This window comes from Microbacterium sp. MPR-TSA4, from assembly GCF_058792815.1.
Genome location: NZ_JBXAFF010000005.1, coordinates 20,574 through 33,936 on the forward strand (window position 1 = coordinate 20,574; position 13,363 = coordinate 33,936).

Annotated in this window: 14 protein-coding genes; 9 read left to right on the plus strand and 5 right to left on the minus strand. The window is 70.7% G+C overall.

The window, feature by feature from the left end; all coding sequences use genetic code 11:
- Window positions 1-22: 22 nt before the first annotated feature.
- Window positions 23-772, plus strand: coding sequence for a phosphoglyceromutase (locus AC1Q49_RS04420; RefSeq protein WP_492491069.1), 750 nt, complete (start codon window positions 23-25; stop codon window positions 770-772).
- 84 nt (window positions 773-856) lie between these two features.
- Here the strand turns inward: AC1Q49_RS04420 and phoU are convergent, their stop codons facing one another.
- Window positions 857-1,558 carry a phosphate signaling complex protein PhoU gene (phoU, locus tag AC1Q49_RS04425; RefSeq protein ID WP_060959911.1) on the minus strand — a complete coding sequence of 234 codons (702 nt, stop codon included), beginning with the start codon at window positions 1,556-1,558 and terminating at the stop codon, window positions 857-859.
- Window positions 1,559-1,726: 168 nt separating this feature from the next.
- Between phoU and AC1Q49_RS04430 the strand changes: the two genes are divergently transcribed.
- Window positions 1,727-2,920: a sensor histidine kinase gene (locus tag AC1Q49_RS04430; RefSeq protein ID WP_223848862.1), complete on the plus strand. Its 1,194-nt coding sequence runs from the start codon at window positions 1,727-1,729 to the stop codon at window positions 2,918-2,920.
- Window positions 2,917-3,600 carry a response regulator gene (locus tag AC1Q49_RS04435; RefSeq protein ID WP_060959909.1) on the plus strand — a complete coding sequence of 228 codons (684 nt, stop codon included), beginning with the start codon at window positions 2,917-2,919 and terminating at the stop codon, window positions 3,598-3,600. Before AC1Q49_RS04430 ends, AC1Q49_RS04435 begins: the two co-directional genes overlap by 4 nt.
- 28 nt (window positions 3,601-3,628) lie before the next feature.
- Here the strand turns inward: AC1Q49_RS04435 and AC1Q49_RS04440 are convergent, their stop codons facing one another.
- Entirely contained in the window at window positions 3,629-4,096 is a 468-nt protein-coding gene (locus tag AC1Q49_RS04440) for a hypothetical protein (RefSeq protein ID WP_060959908.1), read from the minus strand.
- A gap of 145 nt (window positions 4,097-4,241) precedes the next feature.
- On the opposite strand from AC1Q49_RS04440, the gene AC1Q49_RS04445 reads away from it, so the two are divergent.
- Window positions 4,242-4,724 carry a CarD family transcriptional regulator gene (locus tag AC1Q49_RS04445; RefSeq protein ID WP_023954865.1) on the plus strand — a complete coding sequence of 161 codons (483 nt, stop codon included), beginning with the start codon at window positions 4,242-4,244 and terminating at the stop codon, window positions 4,722-4,724.
- Between the two features lie 48 nt (window positions 4,725-4,772).
- On the plus strand, window positions 4,773-5,963 hold the full coding sequence (gene ispD / locus AC1Q49_RS04450) for a 2-C-methyl-D-erythritol 4-phosphate cytidylyltransferase (protein WP_492491070.1): 1,191 nt from the start codon (window positions 4,773-4,775) through the stop codon (window positions 5,961-5,963).
- A 28-nt stretch (window positions 5,964-5,991) separates the two neighbouring features.
- On the opposite strand, the gene AC1Q49_RS04455 is transcribed toward ispD, so the two are convergent.
- Window positions 5,992-6,465 carry a GNAT family N-acetyltransferase gene (locus AC1Q49_RS04455; protein WP_492491071.1) on the minus strand — a complete coding sequence of 158 codons (474 nt, stop codon included), beginning with the start codon at window positions 6,463-6,465 and terminating at the stop codon, window positions 5,992-5,994.
- 57 nt (window positions 6,466-6,522) lie between these two features.
- Here AC1Q49_RS04455 and cysS point away from each other — a divergent pair, with 57 nt between their 5' ends.
- The 3 genes from cysS to AC1Q49_RS04470 are packed head-to-tail and all read left to right on the plus strand — an operon-like array spanning window position 6,523 to window position 9,579.
- Window positions 6,523-7,926: a cysteine--tRNA ligase gene (gene cysS, locus AC1Q49_RS04460; RefSeq protein ID WP_492491072.1), complete on the plus strand. Its 1,404-nt coding sequence runs from the start codon at window positions 6,523-6,525 to the stop codon at window positions 7,924-7,926.
- A complete protein-coding gene (gene rlmB / locus AC1Q49_RS04465) occupies window positions 7,919-8,911 on the plus strand; it encodes a 23S rRNA (guanosine(2251)-2'-O)-methyltransferase RlmB (RefSeq protein WP_060959905.1) in 993 nt (330 codons plus the stop codon). Before cysS ends, rlmB begins: the two co-directional genes overlap by 8 nt.
- A 29-nt stretch (window positions 8,912-8,940) precedes the next feature.
- Complete coding sequence (locus AC1Q49_RS04470) at window positions 8,941-9,579, plus strand: NAD(P)-dependent oxidoreductase (RefSeq protein WP_060959904.1); 639 nt, start codon at window positions 8,941-8,943, stop codon at window positions 9,577-9,579.
- 83 nt (window positions 9,580-9,662) lie between these two features.
- On the opposite strand, the gene AC1Q49_RS04475 is transcribed toward AC1Q49_RS04470, so the two are convergent.
- Window positions 9,663-10,973: a DUF4032 domain-containing protein gene (locus tag AC1Q49_RS04475; RefSeq protein ID WP_060959903.1), complete on the minus strand. Its 1,311-nt coding sequence runs from the start codon at window positions 10,971-10,973 to the stop codon at window positions 9,663-9,665.
- Between the two features lie 87 nt (window positions 10,974-11,060).
- On the minus strand, window positions 11,061-12,161 hold the full coding sequence (locus AC1Q49_RS04480; protein WP_060959902.1) for an ABC transporter ATP-binding protein: 1,101 nt from the start codon (window positions 12,159-12,161) through the stop codon (window positions 11,061-11,063).
- Between the two features lie 246 nt (window positions 12,162-12,407).
- Between AC1Q49_RS04480 and AC1Q49_RS04485 the strand changes: the two genes are divergently transcribed.
- Window positions 12,408-13,352 (plus strand): DsbA family protein, encoded by a 945-nt coding sequence (locus AC1Q49_RS04485; RefSeq protein ID WP_060959901.1) that lies wholly within the window; start codon window positions 12,408-12,410, stop codon window positions 13,350-13,352.
- Window positions 13,353-13,363: the final 11 nt, after the last annotated feature.

Consider the following 13,363-nt stretch of genomic DNA (forward strand, 5'->3'; position numbering starts at 1 on the left):
CCGCGCCGGTAGGATGACGAGCATGACCGCGCCGTACACGCTGATCCTCCTCCGCCACGGGCAGAGCGAGTGGAACAAGACCAACCAGTTCACCGGATGGGTGGACGTCCGCCTCACCGAGCAGGGTCGCGGCGAGGCCGCGCGCGGTGGTGAGCTGCTCAAGGAGTCCGGCATCCTGCCCGACGTGCTGCACACCTCGCTGCTGAGCCGGGCCATCCAGACCGCGAACATCGCCCTCGACACCGCCGACCGTCTGTGGATCCCCGTGAAGCGCTCGTGGCGCCTCAACGAGCGTCACTACGGCGACCTGCAGGGCAAGGACAAGGCGCAGACGCTCGAGGAGTTCGGCGAGGAGCAGTTCATGCTGTGGCGCCGCTCGTTCGACGTGCCGCCGCCGGAGCTCGCCGACGACTCGCCCTACAGCCAGGTCGGAGACCCGCGCTACGCCGGCATCGACGGCGACGTGCCGCGCACCGAGTCGCTGAAGATCGTCATCGACCGTCTGCTCCCGTACTGGGAGAACGAGATCGTCCCCGACCTGAAGGCCGGTAAGACCGTGCTCGTCACGGCACACGGCAACTCGCTGCGCGGCCTGGTCAAGCACCTCGACGGCATCAGCGACGCCGACATCGCCGAGCTCAACATCCCGACCGGCATCCCGCTGGTGTACCGCCTCGGCGCAGACCTCATGCCCGTCGCACCGGGGGAGTACCTCGACCCCGAGGCCGCGGCCGCCGGTGCCGCTGCCGTCGCGAGCCAGGGCAAGGGCTGAGCGCGGCGCGCGAGCGCAACGACGAAGAGGGGGGATGCCGACCGGCATCCCCCCTCTTCGTGTGCGCCCCGGCGGGGCGGAGCCTCACTCGACGTCGTCGAGCGCCTCGCCCTCGGCGATGATGACCGCGATGGTGTCGGTGTCCGGCGTCCAGTCCCCGGTCGCGAGGTAGGCGACCTTCTTGGCGACCGAGACGGCGTGATCGGCGAAACGCTCCAGGTAGCGGCTGGCCAGGGTCGCGTCGACGGTCGCGCCGGCCTCGCCCTGCCAGTTCTCGCTGAGCACCTTCTCGAACACGGAGAGGTGGTGGTCGTCGACCTTGTCGTCCAGCGTGCGCAGCGTCTCGACGAAGGAGAGGTCCTCGGTGCGCAGCAGCTCGGTGAGCGTCTGCGCGACCTCGACGTCGAGCTCGCCCATCTTGGTGAACGTGCCCTTGAGGCCCTTCGGGATCGCGCGCTCCGGGAAGCGCATCCGGGTGAGCTGGGCGATGTGCTCGGCGATGTCGCCCATGCGCTCGAGGGAGGCCGACACGCGCAGCGCCGCCACGACGATGCGCAGATCGCGGGCGACCGGCTGCTGGCGCGCGAGGATCTGGATGGCGAGCTCGTCGAGGGCGACCGCCTTCTCATCGATGACCTGATCGGCCTCGATGACCTCCTCCGCGAGAGCGACGTCGCTCGTGCCGAAGGCGCGCGTGGCCTTGTCGATGGCCTCCGTGACGAGTTCGGCGATCTCCACGAGACGCGACTGCACGTCCTCGAGCGACTGGTGGAAAACTTCGCGCATCAGGGTGCCTCTCTTCCGGCGGGCAGGCACGGTGCCTTCCGCTGACCCGGCGATCATCGCGGGCCAAGGTTAACGATCGGTGCCGCAGCGATGAACGTTGCGGCCGGGGTGTCGGGCGGTGATCCGCAACGTGAATCTGCGGTGTCCGTCCACCCTACGCTGGGAGGCATGGACTCCCTGCAGCCGGTGATCGCCCTGATCCTCGGCCTCGTTCTCGGCGGCGGTGTGGCGACGCTCGTGCTCATCGCGCTGCGTGCGCGCGACCGTGCGCGCGTGGCCGCGTCGACGGCGCTGCCCGACGGCACCGCCGCCGTCCTGCAGGGGATGGACGAGGTCGCGGTCGTCGTCGACACCTCCCTGCAGATCGTCGCGGTCTCCGCTCCGGCCGCGCTCTTCGGCATGCACGAGGACTTCGCCCTGCCGGACGACGACCTGCGCGCGCTCGCCCGGTCGGTACGGCGCAGCGAGATGCCCGAGACGCAGACGATGCGGCTGCGCCGCGGGGTCGAGCCGCGTCTGGTGTCGGCGCGGGCGAGCGTGATCACCCCGCGCCTGATCCTCATCGTCATCCGCGACATCACCGAGCGCGAGCGCGTCGAGGAGATGCGCCGCGACTTCGTGGCCAACACCAGTCACGAGCTGAAGACGCCGGTCGGCGCGGTCAGCCTGCTCGCGGAGGCCGTCGAGTCGGCCGCCGACGACCCGGACCAGGTGCGCCACTTCGCCGGCCGTCTGAGCGCGGAGGCGGCGCGGTTGAGCCAGCTGACCTCGCGGATCATGAACCTGTCGCGGCTGCAGTCCGCCGATGACCTCACCGAGCTGCGCGACGTCTCGGTCGACGAGGTGGTCGCCGCCGCCATCGAGTCGCAGTCCGTCGCCGCCGACTCCGCTGCGATCTCCGTCGCCCGCGGCGGTGCGCGTCACGCCTACGTGCGCGGCGACGTGCAGGTGCTCACCGAGGCGATCGCCAATCTCGTGGCCAACGCCATCGCGTACTCCCCGCAGGGCGGCCAGGTGGGTGTCGGCGTCAAGACCGACGGGGAGATCGTGGAGATCGCGGTCACCGACCGTGGCATCGGCATCCCCGAAGACGAGCAGGAGCGCGTCTTCGAGCGCTTCTATCGCGCCGATCAGGCCCGTTCCCGCCGCACGGGCGGCACGGGGCTGGGCCTGTCGATCGTGAAGCACGCGGTGCAGCGGCACGGCGGCGAGGTCGAGGTCTGGTCGCGTCCCGGTCGGGGTTCGACCTTCACGGTCCGCCTTCCCGCGGTCGCTCCGCCCGACGACCTCCCGGTCAAGAAGAAACGCAAGAAGAAAGCCGCCCGCGACGTCTCGCGGGCGAAAGGAGACAAGAAGCGATGACCCGCGTCCTGATCGTCGAGGATGAGCCCGACCTGGCCGACCCGCTCGCCTACCTGCTGCGTCGGGAGGGCTTCGAGGTGGAGATCGCCGAGGACGGCCCCGCCGCCCTCGAGGCGTTCGCGGCGCGCGGGGCGGACATCATCCTGCTCGACCTCATGCTCCCCGGGATGCCGGGCACCGAGGTGTGCCGCGTGGTGCGGACGAGCTCGAAGGTGCCCATCATCATGCTGACCGCGAAGGACTCCGAGGTGGACATCGTCGTCGGCCTGGAGCTGGGCGCCGACGACTACGTCACCAAGCCATACTCGTCGCGCGAGCTCCTCGCGCGCATGCGCGCCGTCCTGCGCCGCAGCGAGGGGCCCGATCTCGGCCTGGACGACAGCATCGTCGACGGCGGCCGCGTCGTGCTCGACATCGACCGGCACACGGTGTCGGTCGACGGGGAGACGATCCCGATGCCCCTGAAGGAGTTCGAGCTGCTCGAGGTGCTGATGCGCAACGCCGGCCGGGTGCTCACCCGCGGCCAGCTCATCGACCGGGTGTGGGGCAGCGACTACTTCGGCGACACGAAGACGCTCGACGTGCACATCAAGCGGATCCGGTCCCGCATCGAGCGCAACCCGAGCGAGCCGGTCATGCTGCTGACGGTGCGCGGGCTGGGATACCGGTTCGAGGCCTGAGCGCCTCCGGGCGCCCGGCCCGCGGCGATCAGCTCGCGGGGACGAAGTCGGCGAGGTAGGAGAGCGTGCCGTCGAGGACGGGCACGCGATCCTCGACCGCTTCACCGGTGCCGGACTGGAAGGACACCTTCACGTCGGTGCCGGGCTTCGAGGACAGCCCGGTGAACAGCAGCGGGTCGGCGCCGTCGAAGCCCAGGCTCACGGTGGAGCGCGCGGGCACGCGCACGCGCTGCGTGGTGCCGTCGACGCCGACGAGCAGGCTCTCGGCGCTGTCGGTGTCGTTGACGATCGCCGCGAGGAAGTTGGCTTCGGTGCCGTCCTCGTTCGCGACGAAGAGGGCGTTGCGCACCTTCAGCGGCTCCGAGTGGGCGATGTTGACGCCCTCCGCGGGGGAGTAGGTGATGGTGGTGGCCTGCGGCGAGATCATGCTGCAGCCGGCCGTGGAGAGGACCACAACGGCGGCGAGGGCGACGGACGCGAGACGGCGCGTGTTCACGGATCCTCCTGGACGAGTCGGTGTGTCCTCATTCTATGCCGGGAGCCGGCGCCGCCCCCGCCGCCCGGCGGCTCGGCCCCGAACCGGCGAACCTTAGCGTATGTCGCCTGTGGTATTCTGGACTTTGCCGAAAGGACATAACTGCATGCTTTTTGAGGTTGGCGAGACGGTCGTCTATCCGCACCACGGGGCCGCGACGATCATCGAGGTCAAGGACCGGATCATCAAGGGCGAGACCAAGAAGTACCTGAAGCTGAACGTGACGCAGGGAGACCTCATCATCGAGGTCCCTGCCGACAACGTCGACCTGGTCGGCGTTCGTGACGTGATCGGCAAGGACGGTCTCGAGCGGGTCTTCGACGTGTTGCGCGCGCCGTTCACCGAGGAGCCCACCAACTGGTCCCGCCGGTACAAGGCGAACCTCGAGAAGCTCGCCTCCGGCGATGTGATCAAGGTGAGCGAAGTGGTGCGCGACCTGTGGCGCCGCGATCAGGACCGCGGCCTCTCGGCGGGTGAGAAGCGCATGCTCGCCAAGGCACGTCAGATCCTCGTCTCGGAGATCGCTCTCGCGCTGAAGGCCGACGAGGACCACGCCTCGGGCGTGCTCGACGAGGTCCTCGCGAGCTGACCGCCGCGCGGGCTCGCCCGCGCGGACGCGGCTCGGTAGGGTCGCGATGTGAGTTCCGAATTTCTTCCCGTCCCGCACGTCGCCGTCATCGTCGTCGCCGCGGGCTCCGGCCAGCGTCTCGGCGTCGGTGTGCCGAAGGCCTTCGTCGGACTCGATGAGCACACCGTGCTGCGTCATGCCCTCGACGGCGTCTTCGCGGCGCCGGCCGCTCAGGTGATCGTGGTCGCACCCGCCGACCGTGTCGGCGATGCGCTCACGGACGCTCTCGCCGCGGCCGGCCCCCGCCGTGACCTGGTCTCGGTGGTGGCCGGCGGCCCGACGCGGCAGGCCTCGGTGGCGGCCGGTCTGCACGCCGTGTGGCCCGACGTCGAGCGGGTGCTCGTGCACGACGCAGCCCGCGCGCTCACGCCGCCGGAGGTCTTCTCCCGCGTGATCGACGCGCTCGAGCACGGGAAGGACGCCGTCCTGCCGGTGCTGCCGATGGTCGACACCGTCAAACGGGTCGCGGGCCAGGCCGTGCGCGAAGCCGTCGACCGGTCTGACCTCGCGACCGCGCAGACCCCGCAGGGCTTCTCGCGCACCGTCATCGATGCGGCTTACGCCGCGGCATCCGCCGATCACACCGACGACGCCGCGCTCGTCCAGAGCGCCGGCACCGCCGTCTGGACCGTGGCCGGCGACGAACGGGGCTTCAAGATCACGACGCCGGCAGACCTCGACCGTGCTCGCGCACTCCTCGGCGCCCGTCCTGCCGGCACCGTGGCGGCGGCGCTGCCCCGCGTCGGGATCGGCACCGACGTGCACGCCGTCGGCGGCGAGGGCGAGCTCTGGCTGGCGGGACTCGCCTGGCCGGGCGAGCCCGGACTGCAGGGTCATTCCGACGGGGATGCCGTGGCCCACGCGATCGTCGACGCCGTGCTCGCCGCCGCCGGCCTGGACGACATCGGCACCCACTTCGGCACCGATCAGCCGGAGTACGCGGGTGCCCACGCGGCGGTCTTCCTCGCACGGACCCGCGCGCTCGTCGCCGAGGCCGGCTACGCGGTGGGTAACGTCTCGGTGCAGGTGCAAGCGCGCCGGCCGCGCTTGTCCGCACGTCGGGCGGAGGCGGAGAGCGTGCTGTCGGCGGCGCTCGGCGCCCCTGTCACGGTGTCGGCGACGACGACCGACGGACTGGGATTCACGGGCACGGGCGAGGGCGTCGCGGCGTTCGCCGTCGCGGTCGTCGTCCCCCGCTGAGGGGTGGACGGGCGCGGTTCCCGCGGTGCTAGAGCTCCCGCGTCATGAACGTCGAGAACGGGTCGGGCACGTAGTCGTCGAACGGGCCGCACGCGACGAAGCCCTCGCTGGCGTAGAGGTGCCGCGCCGCGGCGAACTCCTCGGTCGTGCCCGTCTCCAGCCACAGGCTCGACATCCCCGCTGCGGCCGCCTCGGCCATGATGTGGCGGAGGAGCGCGCGACCGACCCCGCGGCCCAGGGAACGCTCGGCGGTGCGCATCGACTTCAGCTCCCCGCGGTGCGCGTCGCGCCGCTTCAGTGCGCCGATCCCGGCGATCTCGCCGGCGATCCACGCCGACCAGAACGAGACGGACGGATCGCGCAGCGCGTCGATGTCGAGCGCGTGGACGCTGCAGGCGGGCGACGCGGCGTGCATCCCGCTGAGGTGGGCCGCGACCAGAGCGCGCGTGGCCTGCCCGGTGAGGTCGTCGGGGCGGATGAGGATGTCGTCGGGGGCGTTCATCGTCCGCCAGTGTCCCACGCCGCCGTCCGTCGGCGCCCGCGCCGGTAGGCTGGAGCGGTGACGGTCCGGCTCTACGACACCCAGGTGCAGGCGTTGCGCGACTTCGCCCCGCAGGATCCGGCGAACGTCACCATGTACGTCTGCGGTCCGACGGTGCAGTCGGGTCCCGGCATCCATCATCTGCGTGCCGCTCTCGCGTTCGATCTGCTGCGGCGCTGGCTGGGGCGACGGTTCGGCCGGGTCACCTTCGTGCGCAACGTCACCGACATCGACGACAAGGTGCTGCAGAACGCGACGGACGACGAGCCGTGGTGGGCCCTCGCCTACCGCATGGAGCGCGAGTTCGGCCAGGCGTATTCCGCCATCGGCATCCTGGCGCCGACCTACGAGCCGCGGGCGACCGGGTCGATCCCGCAGATGCAGGAGCTCATCGAGACCCTCATCGCGCGTGGGCACGCCTACGCCGCCGCCGGCGACGTCTACTTCGACGTGCGATCGTGGCCGTCCTACGGGGCGCTCACGCATCAGAGCATCGACGCGATGGAGCCCGCCGCCGACGCGGATGCGCGCGGCAAGCGCGACCCGCGCGACTTCGCGCTCTGGAAGGGCGCCAAGCAGGGCGAGCCTGCGGATGCCGTCTGGCACAGTCCCTGGGGGCCCGGTCGTCCCGGCTGGCACATCGAATGCTCCGCGATGAGCAGGCGCTACCTCGGCGCATCGTTCGACATCCACGGCGGCGGCATCGACCTGCGCTTCCCGCACCACGAGAACGAGCTCGCCCAGTCCACGGCGGCCGGCGACGCGTTCGCCCGCTACTGGGTGCACAACGGGCTCGTCACCGTCGGCGACCAGAAGATGTCGAAGTCGCTCGGAAACCATCTGCTGGCGGCCGATGTCCTCGCCGAACGCGATCCGCTCGTCGTCCGCTACGCGCTGGGCGCCGCCCACTACCGCTCCACGCTCGATCTCACCTCCGCGTCGTTCGACGACGCCGAGGCGGCCCTCGATCGGATCCGTACCTTCCAGCAGCGCGCGACCCGCGTGCTCGGGACCCCGACCCCGCTCGTCGTCGCCGACCTGCCGGAGGCCTTCGCCGCCGCGATGGACGACGACCTCGGCGTTCCGCAGGCGCTGGCCGTCGTGCACGAGACCGTGCGGGCGGGCAATGCGGCCCTCGACGCCGGCGATCGGGATGCCGCCGCGCGCACGCTCGTCGAGGTCGGGCGGATGACCGGCGTGCTCGGCATGAACCCCGCGGACCCGCGCTGGCGCGGCGACACCGACGACGCACAGGGCCGTGCGCTCGACAGCCTGCTGCAGGCGATGATCACCCAGCGCGCCGAGGCGCGCGCGAACAAGGACTGGGCGAGCGCCGACCGCCTCCGCGATGCGATCGCGGCGGCCGGCGTCGTCCTCGAAGACGGTCCCGACGGGACCCATTGGAGTCTGAACGATGGCTAAGCCGGGCAACCCCTCCGCGGGCAAGGGCAAGAAGAAGGGCCCGCTCAAGGGCACGGGCGGTCACGGGCGCAAGGCGCTCGAGGGCAAGGGGCCGACCCCCAAGGCCGAGGACCGCAGCTGGCACGTCGCCGGCAAGCGCAAGGCCGCGGCCGAGCGCTACGCGGCCGCGGGCGGCAAGGGACGGCCGGGACAGAAGCCGGGGCCGTCGCGCGCCCCGAAGGCGAAGGCGGGCGACGACACCGAGAACGTCACCGGGCGCAACTCCGTGCTGGAGGCGCTGCGGGCGCGCATCCCGGCCACCGCCTTCTACATCGCGCAGCGCGTCGAGATGGACGACCGCGTCAAGGAGATGCTGTCTATCGCGACCCAGCGCGGCATCCCGGTCATGGAGGTCACGCGGCCCGAGCTGGACCGCATGGCCGGCTTCGACGGCGTGCACCAGGGCGTCGCCCTCAAGGTGCCGCCGTACGAGTACGCGCACCCGCAGGACCTTCTCGAGCAGGTGATCGCCACGGGCCAGACCCCGCTGCTGGTTGCGCTCGACGGCGTGACCGACCCGCGCAACCTCGGCGCGATCATCCGCTCCACGGCGGCCTTCGGCGGCCAGGGCCTGATCATCCCGCAGCGCCGCTCCGCGGGCGTCAACTCGGCGGCGTGGAAGACGAGCGCCGGAGCCGCCGCCCGCGTTCCGGTCGCCATGGCACCGAACCTCACGACGACCCTGAAGGAGTTCAAGAAGCAGGGCGTGTTCGTCCTCGGTCTCGACGGCGGCGGAGACGTCGCCCTGCCGCAGCTCGAGCTCGCCGACCGCCCCGTCGTCATCGTCGTCGGCTCCGAGGGCAAGGGCCTGTCCCGCCTGGTGACGGAGACCTGCGACCAGATCGTCTCGATCCCGATCTCTTCGGCCACCGAGTCGCTCAACGCCGGCATCGCGGCATCCGTCGCGCTCTACCAGGTCGCCACCATCCGCGCCGCGTCCGAGTGACGCGGAGTCGAACGAAAGGACCGCTCCACATGGCCATCATCGCTGTTCTGGGAGGCACCGGCTTCGCCGGCCGTCACATCGTCTCGGAGGCCGTCGACCGCGGGCACACCGTCCTGTCGGTGTCGCGCTCCGTCGCCGCCGACCGCGTTCCGGGCGCCACCTACATCGAGGGCACCCTGCTGGACATCCCCGGCCTCGTCGCGCAGCTGGAAGGCGTCGACGTCGTGGTCAGCACGGTCGCTCCGCGCGGTGCGATGGAGGGACTCGTGCGCCCCAACCTCGAGGCCCTCAACACGGTGCTGCCGGAGAGCGTGCGGCTGGGCGTCGTCGGCGGCGCGGGCGGAAGCCTCGTGGCACCGGGCGGTCAGCGCGTGATCGACCTGGGCTTCCCCGAGGAGTTCAAGGCCGAGGCCCTGGAGATGATCGGCGTGCTGGAAGACCTGCAGGCCGAGCAGACCGGCCGCGACTGGTTCTTCATCCACCCGGCCGGCGGCTTCGGCGCGTTCAACCCGGGTGAGCGGACCGGACGCTACCGCGACGGCGGCGACGTCCTCGTCACGGATGCCGAGGGGGAGTCGTTCATCTCCGGAGCCGACCTCGCCGTCGCCATCCTCGACGAGATCGAGAACCCGAAGCACGTCCGCGAGCGCTTCACCGTCGGCTACTGACGGGCGGCGGCGTTTCGACTCGGCGCTGCGCGCCTCGCTCAACGGACGGGGTTCGACGGGCGGGCGTTCGACGAAACGCCGCGTCAGACGAGATCGCGCCAGTCGACGTCGTCATCCTCGTCGTCGTCGATCGTGCCGATCGCGGCGGTGATCACCGGAATGGCCATCGTTTCCGTCGGCGGACCCATGACGGTGGCCTCGTCGCGGCGGTGACGCAGCACGTCGTCGATGTAGGACGAGACGACCTCCGCGATGGGAACCGACTGTCCGCGCGCCTGCGACATGTACCAGCGGTGCTCGAGCACCTGATGGAACACCTCGGCCGGCTCGAGCTTCGCCCGCAGATCCCACGGGATCGCCTTGATGACGGGCTCGAAGACGCGGGTCAGCCACTCGTGCGCGACCATCTCCTCGTCCGAGCCCAGCCGCGACACGCGTGCGCGGAACTCGTCCATGTCGTTCAGGAGCCGCCGCGCCTGGTTCTCCTCGACGTCCAGCCCGGTCAGGCGCAGAAGGCGGCGCTGATGGTGCCCCGCGTCGACCACCTTGGGCTGGATCGACACGCTCGTGCCGTCGGACGTGGTGCGGATCGACATCTCGCCGATGTCGAAGCCGAGGTCGTTCAGGCGCTTCACGCGCTCAGTGATGTGCCAGGCCTCGCCCGCCGCGAAGCTCTCCTTGTCGGTGAGGGCCGCCCACAGCGAGTGATACGACGACATGATGCCGTCGGCGATGGCCACGGCATCCACCCCGCCCTCGAGCCGTCCGCCGGCTTCGAGGTCCATGATCTCGCCGGCGATGTTCGTGCGCGCGACATCGAGGTCGTGCTCGCGCTGGCCGCGCGTGAGGCCGCCCTCGTGCAGCTCGCCGGTCTCGGCGTCGACGAGGTAGGCGGCGAAGGCCCCGGCATCCCGGCGGAACAGGGTGTTGGAGAGCGAGACGTCGCCCCAGAAGAAGCCGATCGTGTGCAGGCGCACGAGCAGAGCCGCGAGGGCGTCGACGAGACGTCCGGCCGTGTCGGGGCGCAGCACCTGGGTGAACAGCGCGCGGTAGGGGAGGGAGAACTTGAGGTGGGCCGTCACCAGGGCCGCCGGCAGCGGCTCGCCCTTCGGTGTGCGGCGGCCGTCGATGACCGCGACGCGTTCGACGCAGGGGACGTCGAGGCGGCCGAGTGAGCCGAGCATGTCGTACTCACGACGGGCCATCTCTCCCGTGGTCTCCTTGACGGCCACCACACGTCCGGACAGGTCGGCGAAGCGGACGAGGTGGCGGGACAGGCCCTTCGGGAGCGAGACGATCGTGTCTTTGCCCCACTCGTCGAGAGGAGTGGACCAGGGCAGGGCGAGCAGGCCCGCGTCGACGCTGCTCGCAGTGATCGTGAGGGAGTGGACCACGCCGGTCTTCGCTTTCGTCGGGGGATACGACGCGGCGCGGGGGCCGGTTCGCTGAACCGGAGCCACCCGCGCCGCGTCGTCGTCGGATCAGGCCGAGGCGATGGCCTTCTTGGTGAGGCGCTCGCCGGACTCGATGTCGAACGCGTGCACGTGGTGCGGCACGGGGGCGAGGACGACCGTCTCGCCGGCGTTCGGGTGGCTGCGACCGTCGACGCGCGCGACGATGTCGGTGCGCTTGCCGGCGATGTCGGTGTGGCCGTAGAGGTAGCCGTCCGCGCCGAGCTCCTCGACGAGGTCCACCGTCACCGACAGGCCGAGGCCGTCGGCGGGGTTCACGATGATGTCCTCGGGGCGGATGCCGGCCGTGACCTGCGTCGCGCTCGTCGGGCGGTCGATGTCGGCGTCGACGACGGCGGTGCCGAACTGGATGCCGCCCGCGCTCGCGAGGTCGACCGGGAACAGGTTCATCGCGGGCGAGCCGATGAAGCCGGCGACGAACACGTTGTTCGGCTTCTCGTAGAGGTCGCGCGGCGTGCCGACCTGCTGCAGGAGGCCGTCCTTGAGCACGGCGATGCGGTCACCCATCGTGAGGGCCTCGGTCTGGTCGTGCGTGACGTACACCGTGGTGACGCCGAGCCGGCGCTGCAGCGACGCGATCTGCGTGCGCGTCTGCACGCGCAGCTTGGCGTCGAGGTTCGACAGCGGCTCGTCCATGAGGAAGACCTGGGGCTGGCGGACGATGGCGCGACCCATCGCGACGCGCTGACGCTGACCACCCGAGAGCGCCTTCGGCTTGCGCGTCAGGTACTCCTCGAGGTCGAGCAGCTTGGCGGCCTCGAGCACGCGCTGGGCGCGCTCTTCCTTGCCGACGCCGGCGATCTTCAGGGCGAAGCCCATGTTCTCGGCGACCGTCATGTGCGGGTACAGCGCGTAGTTCTGGAAGACCATCGCGATGTCGCGGTCCTTCGGCGGGATGTCGGTGACATCGCGGTCGCCGATGAGGATGCGGCCCGAGTTGACCTCTTCGAGGCCGGCCAGCATGCGCAGCGAGGTGGACTTACCGCAACCGGAGGGGCCGACCAGGACCAGGAACTCGCCGTCGGCGACCTCGAGGTTCAGCTTGTCGACCGCGGGGCGGGTGCCGCCGGGGTAGAGGCGGGTTGCGTTGTCAAAGGTGACGGACGCCATGTTTTCTTCTCCTTCACCGGCAGGTACGTGCCGGACGATCCGTAGTGATGGAATGAGCGGGGGCTTGACCCGCACGCCCTTCGGTGGACGCGCTCTCAGTATCGCACGTTCTCGCGGGCGAGGAGGAGGCTCCGTCTGGGCATTTCCCAGGCTGGCTGACTAGCATCGAGGCATCGCCCAGCCCCGTCCGCGACGATCGCGACGTGTGGCGGCACGCACCCCGAGCTGCTTCTCTCAGAAGGTCCCATGTCCCACGACGACACTCCGAACGAGCCCACGCCTGCCGGCCGCCGCGATGCGGTCCGCGAGAAGGCGCAGCTCGTGCACGCCAAGCAGTCGCGTGTCCGACTCGTCCAGCGGTTCGCGCTGGCGGTCGGAGTCGCGGCCGCGGTGGTCGTCGTCGCGGTGGCCGTGTCGTGGGCGATCCGGTCCAACGACGACCGTCCGCAGCTCCAGCCCGCCGATGCGACCGCAGACGGCTTCGCGGTCACGTCCGTCTCGGTGACATCGTCGGGTGACGAGATCGACGGCGCCACCCCCGAGCCCACCGCTGCGGCCGAGCCGGGCGCGACGCCGGCACCGAGTGCCTCGGCATCCGTCGTCAACATCCACGTCTACGTCGACTACCTCGCGCCCGCCGCGCGCCAGTGGCAGCTCGCGAACGCCCAGCAGCTGTCGTCGTGGGTCTCGGACGGTGCCGCGACGCTGACCTACCACCCGGTGTCGATGCTCACCGCGAAGTCGAACGGGACCAAGTACTCGCTGCGCGCCGCGAGCGCCGCCGCGTGCGTCGCAACCCTCGACCCCTCGAAGTTCTTCAGCTTCAACAATGAGCTGCTCACCCGCCAGCCCGCCGTCGACTCGGACGGGTTCTCCAACAAGGAACTCGCCGACATCGCGCAGGCCAACGGGTCGGACGACCCCAAGAAGCTGCGCGAGTGCATCGAGACGGAGTCGTACTCGGCGTGGGTGAAGGGCGCGACGGAGCGTGCGATCAGCAGCATCCCGGGCACCGACGGTCTCACGCTGACGGGCACGCCGATGGTCGTCGTCAACGGCCAGCAGTACGTCGGCGACATGTCGGATGCCGCCGAGTTCTCCCAGTTCGTCCTCACGAGCGCGAGCGGGTCGTACTACAAGTCGCAGACAGCGACCCCGACGCCCTCCCTCACGCCGACGAAGGCGCCGTAAGCGGCCCGGAC